The following is a 26,692-nucleotide window of genomic DNA, read 5'->3' as shown; positions in this document are numbered from 1 at the left end:
TATACACGCTAACACATCGATTTGCCTATGGACTATTGTCAGTTTAAACTGCAGCCGGTTAACAGATTAGTCTGTATCTCCAGCTGACGCTCCAGTGCAAGCCCCTCGCTGTACCAGAATTCCTCAAGCTTCAGATAATAGATATTCCCGTTCCTAAATGCCGGAAGATTACGCCAAACTGCGCTTTTACTAATATGTTTGCGTGTCCAGGCAGTCCAACCCTGGCGGCCCGAAGCGACAACAAACATATGGTCTGCGGCATACTCCGGCAAGTCTGAAACGGAAATGCACAAATGCTCGTTCCGCTCCAGTACATCTGTCCTTACCTTGTCAGGCGGAGTCAAGCCAAGCATCGGGTACAGGTTGTACACTCCCCGAGCCGTATGATTCCAGATGTAAATCCCGTTATTTTGCCTGATTTCATAGACCGCTACCGTTTCACCGGATTTGATTAGGGCGGACAGCCGATGCCGGGCCGAATCTACTTTCAATTGATAATGTCTGACCCAAGCCTCAGCCCGCTCTTCTTCACCCAGCAGCCTCCCGAAGAGACGGATCTGCTCCAGCCTGTCCATGTCGTCACATTCTACGGTAATGAGCGGCCCCAACTTCTCAAGGTATCTCAGCTGCTGTGGGCTCAGGAAAGTCGAGGCAATGACCAAGTCTGCTTCCAGGTCGGACGAAACCGGTTCTGCAGTATCTGTAGGCAACTCAAGCCCTCTCACCCCTTCAAGCTCCGGCGACAGCAGCAAGGAGTTGTTCATTATATGGGGATCAGCTGCAACAGGCAGTACCCCCAGAGCAAGCAAATCTCCGTAAAATTGCAGCGCTACAATCCGCTTCGGTTTGGGGCGTGCGCGGAATTGCGTCGGGGTCATCCCGGTGATCTGCTTAAATTTGCGGCTGAGATACAGTCCGTCTGTGTAGCCCACTCTTTGGGATATCTCTTGGATTGTTGTTTCGCCGCACATTAGCTGCATCTTCGCTTTATTCACTCTGAGATGTGTTAAATACTCCGTGAAACTCCAACCGGTCTGCTTGCGGAACCAAATCGAGAAATAACGGGGATTAAACCCCATCATCTGAGACATCACCTCCCGGGTAATCTCTTTATGAAAGTTCTGATGGAGATAGGAGAGCATCCTGAAATACGAACTGTCCGTAATGGTTGTTCCCGCCTTCGCCTCGATGACCAGCAAATGTATTTGGCACAGCAGGGACTGAATTTTATCGGTATCGGCTGCCAGATTGTTGGTGTTGAGATCTTCCAGTTCACTGAATAAGCGGGAAATCTTGTTCGTCAGGCGAACAGGCAGGATGCCATTCGTTGGAAAAAATTCACGGCACAGCTTGTACACCAGTTCTTGTTCCGTGCTGCTGCCCAGCTCATATACCTCATAGGAGAGCGAATGAACAGAGGCCGGTGCCTCCACTGTCCCATTCAACTGATAAGCCGTGCCTGCACTTAGAAAAAGAATTTCTCCCATTCTAAGCGTTGTACGCTCCCCTTCCACGGTAATTTGAACATTTCCTTCCTCCGGTGTCAGAACGAGAGGGGATTGGACGATTTCGGGACTTACGGCAAGCCCGCCGCCGACTTGGTGTTTCCCCGCTTCTTGTAACCTATAAATTCTATGGAGCGGCTTGTTATGGTAGGGCTTCATTTCTACTTCTCCCTTACGGACGGCTGTGCTCTTCAACCCATGGAAACCAAAGCAAGCGCACAGGACTCATATCCACTAAATATTGTTAATTCCTGATCGTCGCCAGGCGATGCGCAATGGAGCATTTCATGGACGCCTAAGCTGATTCCTCCGCCAGACGCACATATTGGCACAGGCGTAGGAAAAGCCGGTGTAATCGTACCTCATCCCCGCCGCCAAGCATTAACTTGCTTCCTTCCTCACCTAGCTGGTTCAGCAGCTCTGCCAGGTAATCCATCTGCAGCTCTGTGGCAGCGGCAGCCCGCTGCTCCAGCCGCTCCAGATCTTGCCGTGTCAGCTGAGACAGCCCCCGCAGCAGCAGCTCGTTATTACTGTTGCGGATGTTGTCCAGTATATGGGTTAGGTCTTCCATCGGTTTATCCTTCCTCCCTATGTTACGCCACCTATAGATCCAGCTTCAGGCTGATCAGCTGCTGTCCTTTCAGGAAGCTGACCGGTTGAATCCGGCTGCCTTCCAGCCGCACCAGTGCCAGGAAAGGGTCTGCAAGCTTCAAGCCGGCATGCTGTTCAAGGCGGTTGACCGCTTTCGCCCAATCCTGCTCAAAGGGCAAGGTCAGCTCCAGCGGTTCACCTGCCTCCAGCTCGGCAGTAAGCACTAGTTGCTGTGAGGAAGGATCGAACCGGGTTTCGGTAATCCGGGCAACAGGCAGAATGGCAAGCTGCTCTTTGCCCCCGCTGAATAAGGCAGTCTCGGCTTGCAGCCTCTCCTGCTGGCTGCTGCCAGGAACGAGAGTGCCGAAGTCCAGCTCCTCCACCCTCATTCGGGGCACCAGCTCCAGCCTTGCTCCTTCAGCGGTGGACAGCCGCCGCTCCCCATTTACTTTTACTCCGCTGAATTCAAGCTGTTCCCTGCTGAGTTGCTTCATGCTAATGCCAGGCAGCCAGGGCGAATAAGCTGCATATTGCTTGGAGAAATTGAACTCTGCACCTTCATAATACACCGGGCGAGTATCGGTATACGTATAGATGGCTTGGTCTTCAAGTCCGAAGAAATAATAGGTGATGCCCCTGTAGGCCGACCTTGTCTCCCAGGCATCGGCTCCGAGCGCATACAATCTAAGCTTCGGAACGGTGTAATATTGGCTGCGGAAACTTCCGACGAGCTGTTCTTGCTGCTCCGCCGCAAGCGGCTGCGCAAGGGCTTCAATCATCAGACCCAGCTCACTGAGCCGGTCCAGGAAGGCAGTCATCGAGAAGCGGACGTGCCGGGCAAAAAACAGTTCAAGCTCTCCTTGAATTCCACGCAGGGCACGCTCTATGTTAGGAAGCGCCTCACTGTGAGCCGACACTGCCATCGTCTCCAGCCGGGCGGCAAAGGTCTGCGGCAGGCGAGCCAGTCCTGTTCGCAGGATGGAGGACAGGAGGCTGGCGCATTCTTTGAGAAATTCGGGCGAAATACTCTTCGTTTCGGTTAGCCCGTCCAGCTCCGGGGCATCGTTAATCCCTTGTTGTGCCCGGTAGCGCAGAAGCGCCTCCAGTTTGCACAGCTCGCCTTCTCTTTGCTTCAGGCTACAAAGAGCTTTGCCTGGGTCTCGCTCCTCCGTAAAGGAGACTTCCGCATTGTACTGGAGCAGCTTGACCGTTAGCAGGGAATCCTCGCGGATCTCCACTTCCCCAGCAAACTTAAGCCGAAAGCGGACCTCGGCCACCACCAAGGGGGTAAACGACTTTAGCAGCTGCGCAAGCGGCAGCTTCAGCAGCCAACTGAAGTCTGCTGAGGCAACCGGCTCAGCTCCGGCGGAATCCGCAACTTGATGCTCGCGGTAATACAGAATCGAGATCAGCACATGCTTGCAGACCGTTTCAGCCGGGCAGCTGCACTGGCACTGCGCAAGCGTATCGGTTAACTTGCATTCGGTGCCGTCCTCCAGAGTGCAGCGGACCTCGTTCTCCGCCAAGTCATACTGCACCGCTGCGCCCTTCTCCAGTTCTTTTAATGCTCGCTTATATAAGCCTTTATTGGCATAACGGATCAAGTAGTCTTCCGTGCAGCGTACAATGAACTGCTGAAATTCCATTCTGAACTCTGCAGTCATCCTCAGCGTCCTGTGGCACGCATAATATCGTACAACGTTTCGCTGTACACGCGGGTAGGCACTTGGTCCAGATAGAGACCCTGGGTCTGATCATAATAATAATAAGTGCTGTGGCGGTTAGTGAAGAAGGCCAGTGATTCGAGCGTGATATCTTCCATACCTTCATAATAAGAGATGCTGGCTCCGCTGAATTTCAGCTCGGCGATCAGCTCACCGTACTCTTTGTAGAATTCGAAGTACATGCCTCCATCCTGAGCGGCTCCCTTGTACCAGCCGTATTTCTCCAGCACCTTCGGGAAGGCGGTAGGCGAGAAATCTTCCTCCGGGAGGGCTGTATAGGCACGGCTGCCACTGTCTTCTTCGCCAGGTTTATAGACGGTACGGTTCAACTGCTCGAACGGCTGGGTGATCTCATAATCCTCCAGCTGTGTTCTCCAAGCCGCCAGCGTCTCCTGATCCAGCTCCACCGGATGGATCAGACCAATCAGCACTCCATCGGCGAATTCATATTCATCCTCATCTACCGTGTTAAACGTACCGTCTTCCATATAACGAAAGGTATCTGCCAGCTTGCCGTCCCGGTAGACAGCCCATACCAGCCCAATGCTGAATTTGCGCATGATGACATTATGCACAAATAAATCACGCCATGCTTCGAGCGTCCACAGCCGCTGCTTGGACAAGGATTCCTCCACCCGCTGAGACTGGATTGCCACCATCATCTTCAGGTCTTTTTTAAGCTGGGTGAAGGTTTTTTTGGCTTGTGCAGCTAATTCAGCATCGTCTTTCTGAGCGGGTGCCGGCAGGCTTTTGACTTCTTTGCCTGTCTCTTCATTAAGGACGCTAAGCTGCAGATCGCCTGTCACCTTAACGGTAAATGCACGTTCACCATAGCTTAGACTAAGTGTACCTGCCTCGTCGAAGCCCAAGGACGTTACCAGTCTGTCCTCCAGCTCTTCTTGTGTTAATCCCATATTCTCGGCGGCCATTGACAATGCTTCTTCCGCCGCCCCTTTCACCTGACGGTTCTTGACGGACCGCTTCACACGGTCAATCGTCATCAAGGCTGCCTTGTCGTTCACATAGGACAGCGCTCTAACCGCTTCCGCGGCAATTGCACCCCGGCTGTTCTCGGTCCATTCCTTAATTTGAGCCGCCAGCAGTTCAATAACCCGGCGGTCACCGAACAATGCGGACAGGAACAACACCCATTTCTCTTTGGCCGGAGCCTGGTTCTGAATCCACAGCGACAGTATTTCTGCTGAGAAGTCTGCCAGCGAGAGCGAGTCGGCATATTCCCGAACCTCTGCCAGCCTCGGGTTCGGCTCAGTAGCGAAGTCAAGGGATTGAACCAGCAGATACAGTGGGATGCCTTCATCTAGCTCCTCCCCGCCTTGGCCGCGCAGAGCCGGCAGATGATCCAACGGCAGCCAGTTAAGCCGTGACATCCGCTTCGCGTCTGTCAGCTTGGCGAGTGCGGCATGGGCTGCAGTCGGACTCTGCCCTTCGGTATTAAGCAGCACCTGAATCAGCTGCTTCAAGGCTTCCGAAGTCTCGTAAGCCAGCAGCTCTTCATAGGCTTGACTTGCACCAGGAAGCTCCCGGAGTCCGTTCAGCACCAATTCCTTCAGGCTTGCCTTATTATCCGCCTTGTACAAGTTGACGTACAGCTCTCGGTCCGGATTGCGGGTGAATTCGCTCTGGGCCAGCTGATTGGCTTGCTTGGAGCTGTCAGTCAAGCCAAGCCGAAGGCTCTCTGCATACTCTTCAGTGGGCAGGGAATCCCGGTTCGTATAGGCCGTTTCCAGCAAGGTCAGCCTTGTATCTGTAGGCAGCTTCTTATAGAACTTCAGGCTGTTCGCCATATGGCTCTGTATGATACGTCCCAATTCTACCCTTGGTATCGATACATAATCGTATTCCTGCTGCCCATTTAGCATCAGGAGGTCCAGGAGCAGCTGTTCTCCGTCTACTTCCGGGTCATTCTCATACTGCGCCAGCAGCTGCTCACCGCTGAAATCAAATGATTTATAGAGCATAGCAAGAAGACCTGCAGTCCGGGTATCCGGGTGGCAGAGCAGCAGGACGAAGCGGCGGTAGGCTTGCGAATCCAGCGGCAGGAAGCTGATGGCGATGAACACGCTTCTGCGGCTGGTGTCCCGGTCGCGGCTGTCGAACATGGTCAGTTTATTATCATCACTCAGATAAGACTCCAGAGACAGTTCCCCGGACAAATAGCGGATCAGACTCAGTGCATGTTTGTTCTTGTTGCTTAAGTCACTTATAGATTGCAGAACTAACTGCTCCAGATTTCCCGGTATCGCCTCCAGATCAGCACTATTGTCTTCCAATACCTTCCTCAGAAAGGCTCTGGGATAAGGACGGCGCATAATTTCCAGCGCCCGTCCAGATCTGGCGGGATCGTCTTGCACAGCTGCTTTAAGCGTATTCCAGGCAATGGTGAAATACTGCAGCTGCGCTCCAAGCTGCTCGATCAACGGGTAGGGTTCATCCAGTGGAACGATTCCGGCCAGCAGGCTCTGGGGGTTCTTCGCCTTGTCATCCAGCTCAAGCAGGTTGCTGCGCACCTCCAGCGGAAGAACCTCATGCAGGTCCCGGACTGCTTCCAGCAGGAGTTGTCCTGTCTCATCCAGCTCCTTCAGGAAGACTTCCTTTCCGCCTTTCAGATGGATGGCGTACATAAAGGCACTGTGGATCTGCAGCAGGGAATCGTAGAAAACTTCCCTCTGGAGATGCTGCGAAGCGCTATATGCAGAGCTCGGGAATCGGCGGGCTTGCACCGCGTCCCGTTTCGCCTGCAGAAACTGCGGCTCCAGATCCAGTGTGGACAGATTGTCCTTAAGCGGCAGCTGCTGAATCACAACCCGCTCCAGCACTTGATCCAGTTCTGCCTGAAGACGCGTCTGGTCTTCATCCAGCAGCGCCTGCAGAAGCGGCGGAAGCTCCTTCTGCTTCTCCTGCACATACTCAGGATTCAGCGCCTTGTAGGCCTTCAACAGCAGCAGCAGTCCGGCAGCACTGTGAAAGTGACCGGTATTCTTGGTGCCGAATGCGGAATGATTCTGTCTGCTTTTTATTTCGGATTGGATCACAGCATCCCCTGCATATTGGACGATCAGGCGGAGGCGCTCCACCGCCTGATCCAGCCGCTCTGCTCCGATGACGCTTCTGGCGCCCAGGCCACGGGGCAGAAGGGTATCCCCTGTGGCAAGGTCGAAAATTTGATTGTAACGGTAATACACACGATTCTGGTTCGAACCGGTGCGAAGCACAATCCCCGCCGCCCTAGTAAAAACGTGCTCGTCAACCTTGCCTGACATTCTCTTCAGGGCCTCCATTGTTCGGTAAGAGTAAATATTGGAGTTATTCATCAATGAGGGGAACTCAGCAGATTCGCCCATGATATAGGCTGCAATCTCAGCTTTGCGGTCAACAGTACGGGAATATTCGTCTGAGCAGGATTGAGCAAATTTCTCAATCAATGGACTGGTAGTATGATTGATCAGGTTCATGATTAATCCCTCCTAGTTACTAAGTAATAATATCGCCGATCCAGTCGGCCAGCTTGTCCGGTGTAAGCGCAGCCACATAGGCTCCCATATTCGTCAGCACCTGGGCTGCACGTTCGTTATAAATGGCTGTTCCTGCGAAGTCCAGGGCAGTGAGCACCAGCAGCCTGCTGCCGCCGTCCAGAATATCCTTGGCCGCCCGGTACATCTGCTCCGCCGGATACCCTTCCTCCAGATCACTGACCAGGATAAATAACGTCCGGGCCGGATTCTCGATCAGAGTCTCTCCGTATCGCAAGGCTTTGGCAATATGGGTACCGCCTCCGAGCTGGACGCTCATCAATAGATCCACCGGGTCTTCCAGCCGGCCCGACAGGTCGACTACCTGGGTGTCGAAGATAAAGAGACTTGTCTTGAGCGAATTCAACCGGTAGAAGATACTGGCCATAATCGAACTGTAGATCACGGAATTCAGCATACTGCCGCTCTCGTCTACGCCAATAATGATATGCCAGCGGTTGTGCGTCTGGACGCTGCCGTCGAAATACAGCCGGTCGATCACGAAACGCCGGTTGCTTGTATCATAATTCTTCAGGTTTCGTACGATGGTCTTCTTGAAGTTCAGATTGCGCAAGGAGCGGGAGCGGCTGCTCTCATATCGGCTTCTTCGGCCTCTTAGGCTGCTCACAGCCTGGGACTCCAGCTGCCTGCGCAGCTCTTCGACCACCGTATGCACAATAGTCTTGGCACTGTTTAGCACATCGCCCTTCATCCGGTGCTTGAACTGCATAATATTCTTCAGCAGATTCATATTGGGTTCAAGCGATTCAAGCAGCTTCCTGTCGGTCAACAGCTCGTGAAGCCCATATTTGTCGAGGGCCTGCTTCTCCAGAATCTCTACGGTCTGCTTGGGAAAAAGTGTTCTTACCTTGTGCAGCCATTTCGGCACCGTCAGCCGGGAACTGCCTCTGCCGCCGCCTTGCTGGCGGTACCCCTGCTCCTCACCGTATTCCCGGTCATACAGAAATCCGAGAATTTCGTCCTGCTCCGTGTAGGTGAAACCCTCAGCAGAATAACCAGCAGCCTCAGATAAACCGTCCTCGGCGGCTTCGCCGAGCAGAAGACGCCAGCGGTTCAGTGTATCTGTTGCTCCGATGCCGTCTGTCTGACCTGCTGACGGAGTGGGATGCTTCATATCAGCTTCCATAAGGCAAACTCCTTTCGGATCGACTGGTCCAGAGCCTTGGCGCGCCGCAGCTCTTGTTCATCGATGCCCGAACGCTGCAGTTCCCCAGTGTCGACTTGATATAGTCCGGCTACCCGCTGTGCAATCAGTTCCGTCTCCACCGGTGTGAAGAAGGTGAAGGCCAGCCTCAGCTCGGGAATCATCTGCATAAAGTCATCAGGGGACAACTCCTGCAGCAGCAGATTGAGGTCGCTCAGCAGCGTGCTGTCATATAGGAAAGCTTCCCGGCCTGCCGTGAACACGCCCTGAAGATAAGGCGCGGTATGCTTCGCCTGGTTCGGCGCTCCCTGCATGTAGCTTCTGCCCCGTGCTGCAATCTCCAGCCGGTCCCGTTGACCTAGCCGCACGAGCAATGTGATGCAGACACCTTCGAGCTGCGGGGCAAGACTCCGCTGTGCAAGCAGTGCCTGCAGAGCATCACAGAAGCCTTCGCGGCTGAAGCTGCCCTCCGGCGCTTCCGCCAGCATCGCCAGCAGCTTCAGTGCCTGGACAATCTCCGTATGCTCTTCCGGCAGGGTCTTGCGCAAGGCATCCATTTTGCCTAAGGCGTTGTCATAGGCTTCCTCCTGCAAATGCAGCAGCTGGTGCCCTTCGGCAAGTCCGAACAACCTGCGGTGTTCGTGAATCCGGCCCAGAATGGTCAGCGTGCCGCACAGAGAGAGGAAGCTGCCGTCCAAACGCAGTGACCGCTTGACCAGCCCCACCAGATTGTCTGCCAGCTCTTCAAGCCCCATCAGCAGTGCACGCAGCAGCCACTGAGCAGCTTCCCTGCTGTGGTGCCCGGGCAGCTCGCGCACGGCTTGCTCCACCTTGGCGACAGCCGCTTCCTGCACCGTGCCGCCGAAGATGGAGGCTTCGATCAGCCTCGCCTCCGTTAGCGAGGAATACGTATAGGTCCAGTGCTCACGGACCAGATTCAGATTGCGGCCATGGACCCAATCCGGTCCGTTCTCCAGCCTGGCGAAGCCTGTCCCCAGGAAGTCAGCGCAATGCAGCAGCTGGCTCGTTCTGCGGTGCACCGGCTTCCCGTACAGCTCCAGAACCTTCTTATGCTTGCCTGTGAGGCGGAGCTGAAGCTTACTGACGGCGGATTGTGCCTTGAAGTCCTCGACCAGCGGCACGGCGAATTCATTGGGCGCGACCTCACCGATGCGGTCGCCGGTCAGCAGCCGCTGCAATTCTTCCAGCGGCCGGTCGGCGGCCAGGGTGTGCTCGCCCTTGACGAAAGCGGAGGTTACCGCATCCAGCAGCTCGTACACTCCGCCTTCCCTTTTGCCGCGCAACACGGCCAGGCCTTGGATCATCGAATAGGCTTCGATGGCATCGGTAGTCGAGACGGCTCCGTGACCCTTACGCAGACTGCGCAGCAGCCTCGTGAGGAAAGCGGTGGCGGTGCGGTTGTAAACAGCCTGCGGTCCCCGCCGCAATAGCTTCCACACCTGATCATAATAATTGACATAAGGCATGCCGCTGGCATAGCCGTTCAGACGGTCGGCTTCCGTGAAGGTATACACCATCGGATAGATCTGCTTGTCGGCAGCCTGCATCTGCTGTTCCCGCTGGCGGGCGTCCTCCAGATCGCGTTTGGCCGCGTTCTGCTCCAGCAGACCATAGGTATGGAAGCCTCCGGTTACGACCAGCACCCGCTCATATTGTGCAGAGGCTTCTTGAATCCGCTCACGCATATGAGCTTCTCTTGCCAGATCACCCTCCTGGCGAAGCCGTTCCTCGCTGTAGCACATCCGGGAAAGAGAGCAATAGGTGAAGACCTCACGGGCAAATGCCGCTGGAGTCTTGTCAAGACTGCCGATCTCGAAGACCTTCTCCCACAGCTCATCGAAGCTGCGGCAGTTCAGCTTGCCGCAGAGCCGGGCGATGAAGCTGGAGCCGGCCAGCAGCGTCTCATCCTGATAGGAAACCATCCCTTCGCGGGAGGATTCTGGATTCAGCCGGTAATCCAGATCGATAAACCACGCAGGAATCCGGCGTTCGGCCGCTTCCTTAATTGCGGTATACTCTGGCGAATAGTCCAGCATCGGGTAATAACAAGCTGCTCTCTCGTCCCCATTGTTGTAGGCATAATAGAGACTGACCGGAGTTCGGGTCGCCTCGTCCGCAAGCACCGGAATCAGCGGATTGCCGCTCTCGGGACCCTCGACCAGCACGATATCCGGCTTATAGTCTCTGAACACCTCCAGCAGGTGCCGCGAGCATGCCGGGCTGTGGTGGCGGACCGGATAATACAGGATGCCTCTGTCCAGATTAAACACTTCTTGGGTGAACAGCTCCTCCAGACGGTCTACCTGAGCCTGCAGAGGCTCAGCCTGCCCCTGATCCGGCAGCAGATCCGACTCCATATCCAGAAGCCCCGCTTGCTTGCTTAATTGATCCATTTCTTCTCCCGGTAGTATTCCTTCCAGATCCCGTCTTCCTGCGCCCGGTCTTTGACAACCTTGGAGAAATAGGTTCTCAGCACCGCCAAGTCCTTGTCATTCTCCTTGGCGATTGTACCCAGCATGTTCTGCACCAGCCGGTCCAGGGATACGCCCTTGTTCTCATAATAATAAGACGTCATTGCACTCTGCACATAGACTGAGACCGCTTCCGCCGTGCTCATCACAGCTTGCGGGGAATCAATCTTGTACCCTTCACGTGTCATTCCGGTGCGCAGCTCCATAAAAGTCGTGGCGAGCAGCTCGACCACGTCCGTGTCAATCTCAATTTCAATACCACTATGTATCAGCAGGCTCCGTGCTTGCGATTCGATAATCCGGGCTTCCATCTTCAGATTATCCACCGGCCGGATCGTTTCGAAGTTGAACCGCCGTTTCAAGGCGCTGCTCATCTCATTGACGCCTTTATCACGCACATTGGCCGTGGCAATGACATTGAAGCCCGGCTTCGCGAACAGTACGCCGCCATCCAGCTCCGGGATGCTCAGCACCTTGTCGCTGAGGATGCTGATCAGGCTGTCCTGCGCTTCGGCCGGACAGCGGGTAATCTCCTCGAAGCGGGTGAGAATCCCCTTCTTCATTCCGTTATATAGCGGAGCCGGAACGAGCGCCTGCTCCGATGGGCCTTTATCCAGCAGCATGGCATAATTCCACGAGTATTTGATCATATCCTCGGTTGTGCCTGCTGTGCCTTGAATCGTATTGGTGCTGGTCCCGGAGATGGCTGCGCTAAGCAGCTCGCTCAGCATGGTCTTCGCCGTTCCCGGGTCGCCCACAAGCATCAGCCCCCGGTTGCCCGCCAGTGTCACTACGGCGCGTTCAATCTGTATATCATTGCCATAGAACTTCCGCGTGATCTCCACCTGCTCCCCGTCCAGCAGCGCCGGCTGCTCGCGGCCGATAATGAAATCGCGCACCTGAACGGGCGAGAGCAGCCAACTCGCGGGCCGCAGCCCCTGCGGCTCTTCCCGCAATGCCCGCAGCTCCCGTTCATATAGAATCTCCGCGGGAGGCTTGATCATTTCGATGGACATCCCTATCATTATCCCCTCTCATAAACAGATCATATGTTCCTATTCTTGTATTCTAGCATATGTACTTAAGGTCATGCCACTGTTGAAAAATAGGTTTCATAGAAATATACTATATTAGACAAACATCGAATTCAAATTTGTGCAGGAGGAACTATGAATCTTAATATTCATGAACAGCTGGATCCCGTATTTGAAACGCTGGGCTTGCTGTATGTCAGCAGCCATATGGTTCATCACAGACAGCATATGATTGACGAGTTGGGCCGGTTTGGCGTCGATGGAGAAGCCTTCTATACGAAACATCTGAAGACCGTGGACAAATACCTCAACACCTTCAGGAAACACAGGGTAGATCATGAAAGTGACAGTTTCTTTTTTAAGGATGAGGACACGACGTTCTTTACCCTTCTGCTTAGGCTTCTGTGTGAGAATAGGAGTTGGCTGAGCGGCCTTGAAACAGCAGCTGAGGATCTGATCCGTCAGGAGTTGCTTAAAGTTCTGTTCGATGAGCAAAAAAAGGAGGATGACATTCCGGGGGAAGCGGTGTTGGCGGAAATACTAACCTTGGAGGACATCATTGCTTTTCTCGGCGGATGTTCGTACGAGGAAGGTATAAAATGGAAGCTGATGGCGCTGCTACAGCATCCCCATAAACAGATTGCAGCGTTGATTGCAGCTGTAAACAACAACATCCACGCGTTTGAGAAGGCCAGGCAAGAAGTGGAGAAGCCGCTCAGACGGCTGATTTCAGCCTATGTTCAGTCCATACGCAGCAACGGGGATCAGCCGTTTGTGAAGGTAGTAGAAATTTTTGCCCACGATGCTTCCATCTACCCGGCCTTGATTATGCCGCTCGGCCAATCGATTTATACCACACAGGGCCATTACGGGCTGTTTGTCGACTGCCTACCCTTGAACGGCAAGAATCCGGCCGATTCCAGGGAACACCTGCTGCTGCTGCTGAAGGCGCTCGCTGACAACAGTAAGCTGCAGATCCTCGCTTCGCTGAAGCTCAGTCCCAAATACAACCTGGAAATCGCGGAGCATTTGGGACTATCGGCGGCCACTGTATCCCATCATATGAACGTGCTGCTGACCTGCGGAATGGTTAGCATTGACAAACAAAATGGTAAAGTGTACTACCATCTGGACACGGCTAATCTGGAACTGCTGATCGAAGAGCTGGAGCGGTATTTGTTATAGTTATAGTTATAGTTATAGTTATAGTTAGCAGGCAAGCCTATGACTTTCTCATTGAACTGAAACTTCCCACTACTGTTGGGGAGTTTTTTTGCATATTGCTCCAAAGCCGATTTTGCGGGATCTGTAATCTCTATTTGCAATAATATATTATAATGATCTAATTTGTTTGACATTAATCGAATACGTATGATAATATTCCCTTGGGATTATACGGAAATCTAATTTTAGGAGTTGGCTGAACATTGAAAGCTTCCCTGCGTCAACACAAACTGCTGCTTATGATTACACTGTTCTTCAGCATCATCACGGCGGCGGCGGGAGTGCTGATTGCCCTTGTGCTGCAAAAGGTCATTGATGCCGCGCTGCAGGGCGACCGCGGGCTATTCCGCGAAATTCTGGTTATCTCAGTGGTTTATTTGCTGCTGCTCGGTGTGATGGGCCTGATTTATAATTTATGCAGCAAGGCATTGATTCGCAATCTTACCCTGTCGCTACGGGAGCGGGTGTTTCGAGGCATATTCAGTAGAAAAGCAGAAGCCTTCGCGGCATCCAACACGGCCGATTATTTATCCGCACTGACCAACGATATCAAACAGCTGGAGGATCAGTATATTCAGCCTCTGCTGCAGGTCATGCAGAATGTGGTGGTGTTTGCGGCTTCCGTGCTGGTTCTCCTCTACATTAGTCCGCTGGTGACGGCCATCCTTGCCGGCTGCATGGTGCTGATATTCATTATCCCCTCCCTCTTCGGCACAGCGCTGCAGACCAAGCAAAGCGCCGTATCAGCTCAGATGTCGATCTTTACCATCCGCTTAAAAGACCTGTTATCCGGCTTCGAGGTGATCAAATCCTATGCGATGGGCACATACGCCGGACACAAGTTCCAGACGGAGAACCGGCAGGCAGCGGATACCCGTTTTGCCGCCGACCGGCTGTTTGCACTGAATGAAAGTGTGTCCCAGACTTTGGCGATCCTGACCCAGTTTGCGGTTGTTTTTGTGGCCGCCTATCTGATTATTACCGGAAATCTATCGGCGGGAAGTCTGGTTGCGCTGGTCCAGCTGAGTGGCGGTTTCGTCGGTCCTGTTCTCGTAATTATGGAGAATCTGCCCAAGATCAAAGGTGTACGGCCGGTAGTGGAACGGATCGATGCCCTCTCTGCCCAGCACCATGATACCCCTGCGGAACAGCTTGATCCTCAATTCAACGTAGCTTTATCCGCCAACCATCTGCAGTTTGGGTATACGCCAGGACAGCCGGTCCTTAAAGACGTATCACTCACACTGGACAAAGGCAAAAAATACGCGCTCGCCGGACCCAGCGGCTGTGGTAAATCCACACTGGTCAAGCTGCTGACAGGTTATTATGACCGTTATGAAGGCACTGTCGAGTTGGACGGCACTAATCTGAAGCAGCTGGACACCTCTCGGCTGCAGGAACTGGTCTCAACGATTCATCAGAATGTGTATATGTTTGATAGTGACATCCATTTTAATATTTGTCTGCACGAAGAGTTCTCAGCGGAACAGCTGGAAGAGGTGCTTCACACCAGCGGCATACATAAGTTCCTCGAGCAGACTAATGGGCTGCAGTCCCCCGTAGGCGAGAACGGTTCACAGCTGTCCGGAGGCCAGCGGCAGCGGATTGCCGTTGCCCGTGCCCTGATCCGTAATAAGCCGATCCTGATTCTGGATGAAGGCACGTCGGCGATAGACATGCAGACCGCGTATGAAATCGAGGGCCGTTTGCTCGCGTTGGAGGATCTGACCCTGATTACGATCACCCATAATATGAATGAGCTGATGCTTGGCAGGTACGATGAGATTATTTATATGGAAGAGGGACGAATTGCCGAGCGGGGCAGCCTGCACGAACTGCTGGCGTATGGAGGGCGATTCCATGACTTCTACACGCAAAAAGAAGCCGTTACGCCGTCTAATGAACAACAGCAACCGTTGCTGCAAGAAATCGATGCTGTCTAATCCTACGCAATGATGCCATTAGATCCCGCGTACACCTCTGTAAACGCAAGAACAAACAGACCTGTTCCTCACGTTAAGGTGAGAGACAGGTCTGTGTTTTTTTATAAATATAAGAATTTATATAATTCCGTATAAATTATCCTTCTATTTCTCGCTGAAACGGTACCGTCCTATAAAAGGACGGCAAAGCCGTTTCCACTTGCCGGCTCAGAAGCGGGTTAACCCAGCTTGACCAGACTGTAATTTTTTTTGCCTTTACGGATAATGATGAATCGACCGCCAATGGCATGCTCAGCGGTAACGTCCAGCTGGATGTCACTTACGCGTTCGCCATTCAGGGAGATTGCACCCTTGGTGATATCCTCACGCGCCTGGCGTTTGGATGGCTCAATCCCCAGATCCACCAACCAGTCTACGATATTCTTCGTTTCGCGGCCAGTCGTGAATGTAGGCATTTCCTTGAAGCCTTCTTCAATTTCATCGGCGGTCAGTGAGCGGATATCTCCGCTGAACAAGGCGGCGGTGATCCGCTTCGCCTGCTCCAGCAGCTCTTCGCCGTGTACGAAGCGGGTCATTTCTTCCGCCAGCGCTTTCTGTGCTTCGCGTTTGTGCGGCTCACTCTGTACCTTCTCGGCCAATGCTTCAATAGCCGCCTGATCCAGGAAAGTGAAGTATTTCAGGTATTTGACCACATCGCGGTCATCGCTATTGGCCCAGAACTGGTAGAATTCGAACGGCGTTGTTTGGGCCGGGTCGAGCCAGATTGCACCGCCGGCACTTTTGCCAAACTTGGTGCCATCGGATTTCAGCATCAGCGGAATGGTCAGGCCGAAGGCCCTGGCTTCGGAGCCTTCTTTCTTACGGATCAGATCCAGTCCACTTGTAATGTTGCCCCATTGGTCGGAGCCGCCGATCTGCAGCTGCACATCCTCATGCTGGTACAGATGCAGGTAGTCGAGCGACTGCAGGATCTGGTAGGAGAATTCGGTGAACGTGATTCCACTGTCGAGCCGGCTCGCTACCACATCCTTCGAGAGCATCGTGTTCATGCTGAAGTTTTTGCCATAATCGCGCAGGAATTCGATCACATTAATCTTGTGGGTCCAGTCATAGTTGTTCACCATCCGCACCTGATTAGCCTCATTGTCGGTCAGGAACAGCTTCTTCATCTGGGCGGTCAAGGCATCCACATTCTCCTGCACCTGCTCCATCGTCTGCAGCGAGCGTTCGGTCTGGCGTCCGCTTGGATCGCCAATCGTTCCCGTTGCCCCGCCGATCAGAATGACCGGACGGTGACCGGCCAGCTGGAAACGCTTCAGTATCATGAACGGAATCAAATGCCCGATATGCATACTGTTGCCTGTCGGGTCAATGCCGCAATACAGCGAAACCGCCTTGGTCTCCATCAGCTCGCGCAAGCCTTCGGCGTCGGTCTGCTGGTTAATGGCCTCACGCCACTCCAGTTCATCAATAATGTTCAATGTGATACAGCCCCTTTGTGTACAGAAGATTTCCTTATGAATTACGTTGATGGCCTCGCAGCAGCCCATGGCGCACACGGTACTTCCGGACAACAAAAAATCGCCCCTTGTCTATTGTAGACACAGGGACGATTGAATAAACCGTGTTACCACCCAAATTGAACAAGCAGCACGTCATAGCGCAGCTCATACCACTCTTAGCGAGATATCGTTCGCTTCAGTCCGCTTGGCATTACCCAAGATACTCCAGAGTGTAATTCACAGACCTTGTATATATCAGGTTCCATCAACCCCTGACTTTCTATAACAGGGACAAGACTGCTACTGGGCTCTTTCAACGTATATCCTCTATAAGATTACAGCCAGTATAGCTTAACTGCAAAATACTTGTCAATACATGACATAGCCGGAGCGCGATGATAGAGCCTCACTTCATGCGGGTCTATAAGTCTCTGATGTACCAGGTGTCACAAGCATAGTGCTCAGAACCGGGAAGTGGAGCAGGCAGTGGCTCGAACCCTTGTTTGCTGTAGAAACGGTTCGCGGCGTGCATGTTCTGCAGCGTCTCCAGGTAACAATGGCGGTAATCGAGTTTGGCGAAATCAAGAGCAGTCTCCAGCAGTTGTGAGGCGATACCCGACCCGCGGCATTCCGGGGAGAGATACATTTTCTGAAGCTCACATACCTCATCCGATTCAGCGAACTCAGCTATTCCGCACCCGCCAAGCAATCTGCCATCTGATTCAACGATCCAATAAGCCCGCTTCCCGTGCTGATTGTAGTATTCATACAAATGATCCAGGCTTGGATCTGCCCAAGCCAAGCCTTCGCGGTTACCGCCGAATTCAGTCAGGCATGTTCTGATAATCTGTGCTATCGCTTCATTATCGCTGTTATGTATGAGTCTGATGTTCATCAATGAATGTACTTCCTCCTATGGGTTCTTAAGTAGTGTAGGAAGCTGGCTGCTCCAAGCCTGAACTTATGAATTAAGTCCATCGTCTCAGCTGATTTCAGTTGTGTTCATGCTCTAGAATCGAATATAGACAGGAATCATGCCATAGGCCCTTATGCCACATATGCTCTCTAAGCTGACCTTCGTATTTCATACCGATAGCTTGCATCACCTTGGCAGAACCGAGATTGACCGGGCGGCAGGTTGCATAAATGCGGTGAAGGCCCTGCTCCTTAAAACCCAATCGCAAAAGGGCTGCGGCAGCCTCTGAAGCGAAACCTTGACCCCAGTAGGTACGGTTATAACAATAACCGATTTCTCCTTGACCAGTAGCTGTGATATGTATGCCGCTGCCGCCGATCAGTTTTCCGGTTGCTTTGTAGACTACGGCGAACTCATAGTCTTTCCGGGGTTGATGCTGCTGTGTCTCGATGACAGCGGCAAGATAGTCTTGTGTATCCTGTTTGTCATTAGGTCCCCATATCATATACCGGGTAACCAATGGATCAGATGCATACACATGAACAGCCTCCCAATCTTCAGCCCGGAATTCCCGGATAAGCAAGCGTTCCGTTTCAATAACCATAGTATTCCTCCCAAAAGTTATACTAGCATCAGATTCACAGAAGTTACATCGGTAAAACTTGCTTCGTAAGCTCCCCATATAGAAACTGCTTAGCTACGATAGCATAAGTTTAGTATCACATGCCGAACTTTCGGAGTAAATGATGCGAATGTGATTACTACTTAGGACTCTTCCCTCTTCGCACGTAAGCCCGGCTCCGATTTCAGACCGCTAGCGGACCCAGGAGCCTCTATTTGCTGTACATACGCAGATTTGACGGATTAACGGACCGAGGAGCCTCTATATCACATAAAATCCCCGGGCCAGAGCCCGTTTGGACGATATAGCGGCTATACGGTCCTAAGACCTCTACCTATCGCAGTAATGAGCAAATAAGAGCTATGAGGTCCGCTAGACAGTGGGTTAGCTATCATTTAAGCTCTTGGAGTATCGCAGGGCCTAAGTAGTAACCGATTGTGCAACTAATTCCATCCCAATCGTAAGTTATCAGGCGATTAAGTGCGATAGTGCAACTAATTTCGAGAAAATAAAGTATTTTTCGTTCAAACGCCGGAATTAAGTGCTATTCTGCAACTATTTGCTCCAAAACGGAAAAAATCGTCTAATTAGATGCAGTTTTGCAACTAAATTAATAACTCCTGTTCAATCTTATGAAAACACTATGTAGCACTTCAAAGCATACCTCATGGTTACTCTAAACAATCTACTCGCTTTCGCCCCGCAGTGCCAGCTCGAACGCCTCATCCCGGTCACAGACCAGCTTGCCCTCCACCACGTCCAGCCGTGCAGCCTGAACCGAGGAGCGTCGGGTGGCATATGTGGACAGATTGGCATTCGCAGCAGAACGTTCCGGGTGCGTGAAATAGAAGATGAACGCCTCATCCCCCTGTACCACCACGTCAGCATGCAGGCCGATGGTTCCGTCATCCGGTCGGCTGCCGGGCTGATCGAGGATCAGACCATTGCGTTCCCAGTGCTCCAGATCCTCAGAGCGGAAGACGCCTTGCCCTCTCCACTCGTCGATGATCATCCAGTAGCTTCCTTTGAACTCAAACACATTCGGACCTTCATGGCCCTGATGGGTCAAGACTGGACCGACGACCTCCCAATCATACAGGTTCTGGCTGTCGGCGGCATAGGTGGCGGAGTTATGTGCTTCATCCTTATACCACATGCGGAAGCCGCCACCCGGCAGCGGGAACACACAGGCATCGATCACCCGATTCGAGCTAAGCGACAACATAGACTGGTAGGACCATGCTAGCAGATCCGGGCTGGTGTAGTGCAGAATATTACGTTCGAAACCGCTCCAGCGGTCCGGCACACCTTGGATGTAGCTCACATACATGTGATAAGTTCCTTCATGCCAGATGATCTCCGGCGCCCAGAACGTATTGTGTCCCCACTCGATGTCAAGGCCAGGCAGCAGCCCCCGGTAGGCCCAGGTAGCACCTCCATCCTTAGAGGAAGCCACACCAAGCCCGCTGCCGTGAACCCAGGCCACGCCGGAATCTTCGGCGGACGCTCTGCGGCTGGTGTACACCATCCACCATTCCTTCGCAGCACGGTTCCAGATCAGTGTGGGGTCTGTTGCCCCGTCATGAATCGGGTCACGGAATAAAGGTGCATTCATCTTCATTCTCCTATTCTATAGGTTATTGGGATACACGCTGGCGAATTCTAAAGACCGTGACCGATTGTTTCGGAAAAGTATAGGCGAAACCGGATTCCTCCGTACTGAAACTCCGCTCTTGCGGTACAATTTGCTCAGGGTGCTCGAAGCTGTTCTCGTCCTCCAGGTTGTGGCCGGACAATTCAAATACGTCTACATTCATTCCCCCTTGAATGTTGTCATCTATATTGATATGAGCGGTCACAGCCTCAGCCTGCACATTGACAGCCTTCAGAATGATGTCTCCGCTTGAAAGCTCCATGCTGGCCGTATAATACAGCGGTTCAATGGTTGGAAGCTTGTCTTCGGTCTCATTCACCAGTTCGCCGTCAATATAGGTGCGGATCTCTCTGCCGGACACTTCCAGCACCAGGCTGTATTCCACATCGGTTTCTACCGAGAACATGCTCTGCGTCAGGACAGAATTCCGTCCGTCTACAACGGCACAGACCATCGTATCCTGATTCAGCCAGCCGCCCAGCTCCCAGAAGAGGCGATTGTGATCATCCTTGCGCCCGAATTCAATAATGAACCCTTTGGGTCCTGCCGTTCTTCTCGCCTTCAGGCTTAAAGTATAGTGCTCCCAGCCGGTTTCACCCAGTTCAAGTACACGCGGAATATTGCTGCCTTCCGGCAGATCCTTCATTGTATTCACTTCCGGGGATAGTCCGCTGAAGGTTCGCTTCTCCCCGGTGACCCGGTTCAGCAGCTCTATGTCGTAGAATTCGGCCGCCGTATTACTGGCCGTCAGGACAATTGGCCCGATAATCGCAGAAGCCGCAGCCGCCTGCGGTGCGCTGAAGCCGCTGCCTTCCACAGCCAGCAATTGATCGCCGTGGTGATTCATAAACAGCTTTTGCACATAATAGTTGGGTGTTCCGTAAACTTGATGGTTATTGAACCAGATCATATCCGGCTTCCAGTTCACATAATCGGCATTGCATAACATGGGGGCATAGCAGACCAGGCCGACGGCATGGGCATTTCGTTCCAGACCGGTCATGTAAGCCGCTTCAGCGAGCGCATTATAATAGCTATTGCCCCAGGAGGCGAACTCTCCCAAGAAAACCTTCGGCTCATCCGCCTTGAAGTTGTCATAGCGGTGATAGTTGGCCAGGAACCACTCCGGTGATTGATAATAATGCTCGTCTACCAGATCGGAGCCATGTCCTTTTGCCGAGTTCCAGCCCCGGTCATATTCCGAGCCTGCCGCAAACGGGCCGCTTGAATTAATCACCTTGATGTCCGGGTAACGTTCTTTGATCGCCCGGTGGAAATAAGGATAACGCTCGAAGAAGGGTTCCCCTACTTCCTCGTTGCCGATCCCTACATATTCCAGGCCAAACGGTTCAGGATGTCCCAATTCAGCACGTTTGCTTCCCCAAGGGGTGGAGCTGTCACCGTTGGCGAACTCAATCAAATCCAGCGCATCCTGAATCCATGGTTCCAGCTCATCCAGCGGAACGGCTTGATTGCGGTGCGGATTATAGCCGCCGGGAAGTACGGGAAGCGGCTTGGCCCCAATATCCTCGCAGAATTGAAAATACTCATAATACCCCAGTCCGAGTGTCTGATTATAAGACCAATTGTTTCGTCTGGACGGTCTTTGCGCAACATCGCCAAGTGTATTCTTCCAGTGATACAGGGAATCTCTGGCATCCGGATTCAAGGAGCCATCATGGATCAGGCAGCCGCCGGGGAAACGCATGAACTTCGGCTTAAGCGCAGCCAGCCATTCAGAAATATCCTTGCGCATTCCGCCCGGACGTCCCCGGAAGGTCGCTTCAGGAAACAGGGAAACCATATCCAGGTACAGCTTGCCGCTTCCTGTGGTAACCAGCACCAGTCTGCTGCTGACATCGGTGTCTTGTGCGGTTAGTCTCACCTCATATTTCCGCCATTCTGCGCTGTCCACTGTAATGGATGCCTCAGCATGCACAACTCCTTCATGGCTCTCCAGTGTGAGCACAAGCGGTTCATTGAAGCTGTTGTCACGGCGGGCATACACCGAGAACAGATAGCTCTCACCCTTGGTCAGCGATATGCCGCTGTTAAATCCCTGATTCAGGATGCCGACACCTGCCCCTTCTGCCAGAATTTCGATTACGGCATAATGAGGGTTGCGCTCATTGAGCGGGTGGCTGGTTTCTATTGTGACTGCTGCTTTGCCACCCCCTCTTTCGACGGTTTCCCATGCCGTTAATGCGTGATATTCCCGATGATCAATAGGGTCAAATTCGAACGAACGGTTCTGCACAAGCTCTGCATAGAGTCCTCCATCTGCCGCATGATTAATGTCTTCGAAAAAAATGCCGAACATATCCCCAAGCTCTGCTCCACGTCTGCGGGGATGGATCGTTAATGCTGCTGTTGTTGTATCCATTAGGTTAGTCTCCTCAATTGGTTAATAAGTTAATATAAATATTAATTAAGTAGCACTTATATAAACCATTATAAGCAAACACCTTCTTATTCGTCAATTGATCATAGGCCGGAACTTGGGTGTGTCTCCCAGGCCTGAAATCCTCGCTCCACCATGACCGTTTATTAAAGCCAATTCAGCAAAAGAGCCTGACCCGCAGAATCGCGGATCAGGTCCTTTTGCTGCTGATACATAATCGAAAAAGCTGTTTGCGTAAAATTTGTTGTCTTGCGTAAATTTTAAAATGTATATTCTTGTCTATTCAAAATGACCTTGGTATAATTTACCTATGAATAGAAACAAAGGGGTGAGTTTAGATGAATGCAACTGATTTAATCATTTTTAATTTTGAAGAAGTTAGACGTAGAAGTATAAAATTATGGAAAGCTATACCCGAAGAAAGGTTAAATTGGAAACCTGATGAAGACGCTCTTACTTGTGCTGAAATGATTAGACATTTATTACAAGGTGAGTTTCTTTTTCACCAAGTTCTTATAGGTAGAGGTGGTAAAGCACTATCTAATTTGTTTAATCCCTTTGAAGCAAAAGAATTCACATCAGTAGATGATGAACTTGAATTTGCACAACCTTATCGTGAGGAATTCTTGAAATACATAAGAACAATTAGTATAAACGATTTAGAAAATATAGAAATCGACCTTTATGATGCAGGTGGTTATATTAGAACACTTGGGGATATGTTATTACGCATTGCTTACCACGAAGCTGTTCACACAGGTCAGTTGTTAGACTATATGAGAACAATGGGAATTGACCGCCCTAAGATATGGGATTGATAGTCTTAAATTACGTTTAAGCTCTCCTGATCGCTTGCCTTCCGTACCCTCCTCTGAAAGCTGATTACAACCACCGTGTACTCTAACAGAATGACTACCAGCGGTAGTACCAGCATCCACGGACTGGTGGAGAACGGTATATAATCGCCTGTCTGCAAAGAAATCAAGCGGAGAATTTGTTTAGTAATATAAATGGCCGGAAGCAGGGATAGCAGATAAAATACCACGAATAATGGTTTATATACATCCAGCAGGAAACGCCCAATCTCCTTCGGTCTGTAGCCAAGCAGCTTCAGCACTTGCATATCCCTGAGGCTGTCCTGGAAATTCAGCAGAATCACCAGGTAGATCAGCAGGCAGCCGATAACCAGGCCAATCACCTGGTTCATCACCGCACTGGAACGGTTGGACACCGCGCTGCTCTGCAGGGCGGCTTGCCGATCCGCTGAAGTAACCACCTGGGCTTGTACATCCGCAGTGTTCAGCTTGCTCCATAACCCGGAATGAACGTTCGCGGGCAGATTCAGCCACTCCACAAGCCGAGGTCTGGCAGTGTATACCGTATCCGGTTCGCCATTCTCGCTGATCGCTTCAACCGAAGCGGTAAATGTGCTGTCGCTCACCTTGAATTGCAGCTGATCCCCAGCGTCGATGCCATACAATACATGCATGGCCTGGGGGACCACCACGCCCTCCATATTCTCCAACTCAATAGGATGCTTCTTATCATCCAGCAGTATAAACAGGTCTCCGTCTGTGTCCAGTCCAAGCATTTGCAGCGGCTTACTGGTTGAACTGCTCTCTGTAAACAGCTCGACCGGCTGCCGCAAGTAATACATCCGGCCGGCTGCGGAAGCTTCAAGGGCATCCGGCTGCAGACTGGAATAGGATATATCGTAAGAATAATTTACGCCTGCCGTTTGCGAATCAATAAGGGTATTACTGGATTGGTATAAGGCATAGCTCATAATAAACAGCGTAGTCATCAGGAGCACAGCGGCAGCACTGAGAAGCAAGGCATTCCATCTGCGCAGTACCACGCGGAATGGCAGTCGCAGCTTCTCCGGCAGCAGGCTTACAAGCTTGTTCAGCGCTGCCAGTACTCCGCGATTATCCCTGTTGCTCTGAACGGGATTGAGTAAGCTGGCTGGCTCCCGCTTCATAAAGGGAACTATAGTCGCTAAAGTGATCAGTATCGTTCCGGCGACAGGAAGCAATAGTCCGAGCGCAAGGGAAGCGGCGGACACACCCCGCTCATAATAAGGGAAGGAATACGAGCTGCGCAGCATATTCATCAGCACATTGCTGGCCAGGAAGCCGGCGAGCAGACCTCCCAAGGCCCCCGCTGCTGACAGAATCACAGCAAAACGCAGCATTACAGAGCTAATCTGACGTCGGGTATACCCCAAGGCCTTATAGACTCCAATTTCTTGTTGATGCAGCAGCAAGAATCGTTTGTAGAACATATGAAAGATAAACCAGGTGACCATGCTCAGCACCACCAGGAAAGACAATGCCAAGCTGGTATTGGACTCCAGCGAATGCCGCAGCTCGGAATTGGCAGCCGTATCTTCTGATTGTTCGAAATTAATAAATTCAGGGTCATCCTTCAGCTTCTGCAGGGAGACAGCTGCCTCCACCCCTGACTTCGCTCTGGCGCTGTAATAGTTGCGCTTATAAGCGGTCACTGCCTGGTAATCCTCCGGCTGCATCAGCACAAACGTAGCAGAGGCATATTCCTGCTGCATTTCGCCCCACGGAACAAACGCCTGAACATCCGGAAGATACATACTTCCCGTAATGGTATACCCTTCACGTCCGATATACAGCTTATCCCCTACCCGTTTATGGTTCAACTCCAGAAATTGCGGCAGCACGGCGATCTCACCGGTACGCTGCGGCAGCTGACCTTCAACCAGATAAGGCAAATTCAACTCTTGCGGCGTTTGCATCAGGAACAGGTTACGGCCTTGTTCGGTCACTTTTTTGATCCTGCGTTCTTCAATCACGAACTGCTGCTTCAGTTCTTCCAGCTTCAGCTCTGCTTCCGGGGTATCGCTTAGCTGAAAGCGGAATTGTTCCTGCTTCTGAGCCAGATTGTATCCCTTAAGCTTCACTTCGTTCTTGTCTATAGAGAACTGTACGAAGAAGAACATCAGCGAGGTCAGCAGGACGATTAGAAACAGGACGATGGCATAACTGCGGCTCTGCCGCAACTGACTATAGATTTGTTTATTCAGACCCCTCATGCCCAGCTCATCTCTTCTGCCCGGATCGGCTTGGCATTGACAACATCCTTATGAACAGAACCGTCTTTCATAGTAATAACCCGCTGCGCAGTCCGTGCAATCTCCGGATTGTGGGTGATGAACAGCACTGTAACTCCATATTGCAGCCTTACCTGATGCAGCAGGGCGATCACCTTCTTGCTGTTCAGCTCATCCAATGCTCCAGTAGCCTCATCGCAGAACAGAACCTGCGGTTTCTTGATCAAGGCTCTGGCAATCGCCACCCGCTGCTGCTGGCCTCCGGACATCTGCCTGGGAAATTGGCCGAGAATCCCCTCGATATCCAGCAGCTGCGCCAGCTCCTGAACCGTTTGGCTGTCACCGGATACCGGCAGGCCCATGCGAATATTCTCTTCAGCCGTGAGATGGGACATCAGATAATAGCCCTGAAAAATCTGCCCCAGCGACCTCCTCCGCAGGTTGGCCATTTCCTTCTCGCTGAAGCGGGTAATATTGTTCCCGTTGATATACACTTCACCGCTGCTCGGCTTCTGCAAGCCGGACATGATGTTCAGCAAGGTGCTTTTGCCTGAGCCGCTGGGTCCTACGATGGCTGTGAACGAGCCCTCCTCCACCTCCAGCGTTACCTCCTTCAGCACAAGCTCCTGCTCGCGGTATTGCTTCGTTATCTTGTGAACGCTTAGTCCTGCTCTCATTAGGCGTTGTTCCTTCCATAGAGCTGGTTCTGAATAAAGCCCAACTGCTCAGTGATAAAAGCTTCGGTCAGCTCCACCGACAGGCTGAGTACACGCAAGCCTTCAATGAATACGACAATCCGGCTGGCGGCAGCCGGAGCCGAGTCGACTTCGAGCTCCCCGCGTTGATTGCCATAGCTGATTAACCCGGCCAGCAGCGTTGTATTCTGTTCATATTGCCCGCGCAGCAGCTCACGGTCCCCAGCGGATTTATGGGAGAGAAAAAATTCATAGGCTGCCGTCATCAGGCTATGGTGGATCTCCAGCAGCTCCACTTTCTGCTCCTGAATAAAAAGCTCCATGATATCACGGAATGTCATGCCTGCCCCCATCATATCTTCAAAAGCCGCTCGCATCGTATCCGTATTCTCGCTCATTAACGCCCGAAACAGCTCCTCCGTGGAGCTGTAATACCTGTACAAGCCGCCCCGGCTGATGCCGCATTGCTCCACGATATCCGTCATTGTAGCGGCGGTGAAGCCTTTACGGATAAATACCTGGTGGGCGGCCTCCAGGATAAGACGTTTTTTTAACGCTGATTTCTCTGTCATGGTAATTCCTCCATCAGATTGCTTCGCTATAAAACGA

At 52.2% G+C, this 26,692-nt stretch carries 18 protein-coding genes and 1 other annotated feature; of the genes, 3 read left to right on the top strand and 15 right to left on the bottom strand.

Features of this window, described 5'->3' with window-relative positions; all coding sequences use genetic code 11:
- Window positions 1–38 precede the first annotated feature (38 nt).
- From B9T62_RS11980 to B9T62_RS11950, 7 genes are all read right to left on the bottom strand, one after another.
- Window positions 39–1,664, bottom strand: coding sequence for a helix-turn-helix domain-containing protein (locus B9T62_RS11980; protein ID WP_087915462.1), 1,626 nt, complete (start codon window positions 1,662–1,664; stop codon window positions 39–41).
- Between the two features lie 136 nt (window positions 1,665–1,800).
- Window positions 1,801–2,076, bottom strand: coding sequence for a hypothetical protein (locus tag B9T62_RS11975; RefSeq protein WP_087915461.1), 276 nt, complete (start codon window positions 2,074–2,076; stop codon window positions 1,801–1,803).
- A 31-nt stretch (window positions 2,077–2,107) separates the two neighbouring features.
- Window positions 2,108–3,760 (bottom strand): hypothetical protein, encoded by a 1,653-nt coding sequence (locus tag B9T62_RS11970; protein ID WP_087915460.1) that lies wholly within the window; start codon window positions 3,758–3,760, stop codon window positions 2,108–2,110.
- A gap of 2 nt (window positions 3,761–3,762) precedes the next feature.
- The gene (locus B9T62_RS11965) at window positions 3,763–7,293 is read right to left on the bottom strand and encodes a DUF4132 domain-containing protein (RefSeq protein ID WP_087915459.1); all 3,531 of its coding nucleotides are present in this window, start codon (window positions 7,291–7,293) and stop codon (window positions 3,763–3,765) included.
- Window positions 7,294–7,312: 19 nt separating this feature from the next.
- Window positions 7,313–8,485: a VWA domain-containing protein gene (locus B9T62_RS11960; RefSeq protein ID WP_087920246.1), complete on the bottom strand. Its 1,173-nt coding sequence runs from the start codon at window positions 8,483–8,485 to the stop codon at window positions 7,313–7,315.
- On the bottom strand, window positions 8,482–10,929 hold the full coding sequence (locus B9T62_RS11955) for a DUF5682 family protein (RefSeq protein ID WP_245864426.1): 2,448 nt from the start codon (window positions 10,927–10,929) through the stop codon (window positions 8,482–8,484). Before B9T62_RS11955 ends, B9T62_RS11960 begins: the two co-directional genes overlap by 4 nt.
- Window positions 10,917–12,017, bottom strand: a complete 1,101-nt coding sequence (locus tag B9T62_RS11950; protein WP_211296498.1) for an ATP-binding protein — start codon at window positions 12,015–12,017, stop codon at window positions 10,917–10,919. Before B9T62_RS11950 ends, B9T62_RS11955 begins: the two co-directional genes overlap by 13 nt.
- 159 nt (window positions 12,018–12,176) lie before the next feature.
- Between B9T62_RS11950 and B9T62_RS11945 the strand changes: the two genes are divergently transcribed.
- Window positions 12,177–13,226, top strand: coding sequence for a winged helix-turn-helix domain-containing protein (locus B9T62_RS11945; RefSeq protein WP_087915458.1), 1,050 nt, complete (start codon window positions 12,177–12,179; stop codon window positions 13,224–13,226).
- Between the two features lie 242 nt (window positions 13,227–13,468).
- Window positions 13,469–15,208 (top strand): ABC transporter ATP-binding protein, encoded by a 1,740-nt coding sequence (locus B9T62_RS11940; protein ID WP_087915457.1) that lies wholly within the window; start codon window positions 13,469–13,471, stop codon window positions 15,206–15,208.
- 218 nt (window positions 15,209–15,426) lie between these two features.
- Here the strand turns inward: B9T62_RS11940 and tyrS are convergent, their stop codons facing one another.
- The 5 genes from tyrS to B9T62_RS11915 all read right to left on the bottom strand — a co-directional run bounded on the left by tyrS (window position 15,427) and on the right by B9T62_RS11915 (window position 22,285).
- Complete coding sequence (gene tyrS / locus B9T62_RS11935) at window positions 15,427–16,689, bottom strand: tyrosine--tRNA ligase (RefSeq protein WP_087915456.1); 1,263 nt, start codon at window positions 16,687–16,689, stop codon at window positions 15,427–15,429.
- 121 nt (window positions 16,690–16,810) lie between these two features.
- Window positions 16,811–17,036 (bottom strand) — a binding site (T-box leader).
- Between the two features lie 95 nt (window positions 17,037–17,131).
- Window positions 17,132–17,605: a GNAT family N-acetyltransferase gene (locus B9T62_RS11930; RefSeq protein ID WP_087915455.1), complete on the bottom strand. Its 474-nt coding sequence runs from the start codon at window positions 17,603–17,605 to the stop codon at window positions 17,132–17,134.
- 97 nt (window positions 17,606–17,702) lie between these two features.
- On the bottom strand, window positions 17,703–18,230 hold the full coding sequence (locus B9T62_RS11925) for a GNAT family N-acetyltransferase (protein WP_087915454.1): 528 nt from the start codon (window positions 18,228–18,230) through the stop codon (window positions 17,703–17,705).
- 703 nt (window positions 18,231–18,933) lie between these two features.
- On the bottom strand, window positions 18,934–19,863 hold the full coding sequence (locus B9T62_RS11920) for a glycoside hydrolase family protein (RefSeq protein WP_087915453.1): 930 nt from the start codon (window positions 19,861–19,863) through the stop codon (window positions 18,934–18,936).
- Window positions 19,864–19,885: 22 nt separating this feature from the next.
- Entirely contained in the window at window positions 19,886–22,285 is a 2,400-nt protein-coding gene (locus B9T62_RS11915; RefSeq protein WP_087915452.1) for an alpha-L-arabinofuranosidase C-terminal domain-containing protein, read from the bottom strand.
- Between the two features lie 356 nt (window positions 22,286–22,641).
- Between B9T62_RS11915 and B9T62_RS11910 the strand changes: the two genes are divergently transcribed.
- Window positions 22,642–23,121 (top strand): DinB family protein, encoded by a 480-nt coding sequence (locus B9T62_RS11910; RefSeq protein ID WP_087915451.1) that lies wholly within the window; start codon window positions 22,642–22,644, stop codon window positions 23,119–23,121.
- Window positions 23,122–23,126: 5 nt separating this feature from the next.
- Here the strand turns inward: B9T62_RS11910 and B9T62_RS11905 are convergent, their stop codons facing one another.
- Genes B9T62_RS11905 through B9T62_RS11895 form a run of 3 tightly spaced genes read right to left on the bottom strand, consistent with a single transcriptional unit; the run spans window position 23,127 to window position 26,655 of the window.
- Window positions 23,127–25,370 (bottom strand): ABC transporter permease, encoded by a 2,244-nt coding sequence (locus B9T62_RS11905; protein WP_087915450.1) that lies wholly within the window; start codon window positions 25,368–25,370, stop codon window positions 23,127–23,129.
- Window positions 25,367–26,065, bottom strand: coding sequence for an ABC transporter ATP-binding protein (locus tag B9T62_RS11900; RefSeq protein ID WP_087915449.1), 699 nt, complete (start codon window positions 26,063–26,065; stop codon window positions 25,367–25,369). Before B9T62_RS11900 ends, B9T62_RS11905 begins: the two co-directional genes overlap by 4 nt.
- Window positions 26,065–26,655, bottom strand: a complete 591-nt coding sequence (locus B9T62_RS11895) for a TetR/AcrR family transcriptional regulator (RefSeq protein WP_087915448.1) — start codon at window positions 26,653–26,655, stop codon at window positions 26,065–26,067. The genes B9T62_RS11900 and B9T62_RS11895 overlap by 1 nt, the downstream gene beginning before the upstream one ends.
- Window positions 26,656–26,692: the final 37 nt, after the last annotated feature.

The sequence above is a fragment of the Paenibacillus donghaensis genome (genome assembly GCF_002192415.1).
Lineage (GTDB): Bacteria > Bacillota > Bacilli > Paenibacillales > Paenibacillaceae > Paenibacillus_AQ > Paenibacillus_AQ donghaensis.
Note: the sequence above shows the minus strand (reverse complement) of the source record. Positions and strands in the feature narration are given on the sequence as shown.

Coding starts and splice junctions, on each gene's coding strand:
- B9T62_RS11960 (WP_087920246.1), bottom strand. CDS start 8,485: ATGAAGCATCCCACTCCGTCAGCAGGTCAGACAGACGGCATCGGAGCA.
- B9T62_RS11980 (WP_087915462.1), bottom strand. CDS start 1,664: ATGAAGCCCTACCATAACAAGCCGCTCCATAGAATTTATAGGTTACAA.
- B9T62_RS11975 (WP_087915461.1), bottom strand. CDS start 2,076: ATGGAAGACCTAACCCATATACTGGACAACATCCGCAACAGTAATAAC.
- B9T62_RS11970 (WP_087915460.1), bottom strand. CDS start 3,760: ATGACTGCAGAGTTCAGAATGGAATTTCAGCAGTTCATTGTACGCTGC.
- B9T62_RS11900 (WP_087915449.1), bottom strand. CDS start 26,065: ATGAGAGCAGGACTAAGCGTTCACAAGATAACGAAGCAATACCGCGAG.
- B9T62_RS11930 (WP_087915455.1), bottom strand. CDS start 17,605: ATGAACATCAGACTCATACATAACAGCGATAATGAAGCGATAGCACAG.
- B9T62_RS11945 (WP_087915458.1), top strand. CDS start 12,177: ATGAATCTTAATATTCATGAACAGCTGGATCCCGTATTTGAAACGCTG.
- B9T62_RS11895 (WP_087915448.1), bottom strand. CDS start 26,655: ATGACAGAGAAATCAGCGTTAAAAAAACGTCTTATCCTGGAGGCCGCC.
- B9T62_RS11920 (WP_087915453.1), bottom strand. CDS start 19,863: ATGAATGCACCTTTATTCCGTGACCCGATTCATGACGGGGCAACAGAC.
- B9T62_RS11910 (WP_087915451.1), top strand. CDS start 22,642: ATGAATGCAACTGATTTAATCATTTTTAATTTTGAAGAAGTTAGACGT.
- B9T62_RS11965 (WP_087915459.1), bottom strand. CDS start 7,293: ATGAACCTGATCAATCATACTACCAGTCCATTGATTGAGAAATTTGCT.
- B9T62_RS11925 (WP_087915454.1), bottom strand. CDS start 18,230: ATGGTTATTGAAACGGAACGCTTGCTTATCCGGGAATTCCGGGCTGAA.
- B9T62_RS11915 (WP_087915452.1), bottom strand. CDS start 22,285: ATGGATACAACAACAGCAGCATTAACGATCCATCCCCGCAGACGTGGA.
- B9T62_RS11905 (WP_087915450.1), bottom strand. CDS start 25,370: ATGAGGGGTCTGAATAAACAAATCTATAGTCAGTTGCGGCAGAGCCGC.
- B9T62_RS11955 (WP_245864426.1), bottom strand. CDS start 10,929: ATGGATCAATTAAGCAAGCAAGCGGGGCTTCTGGATATGGAGTCGGAT.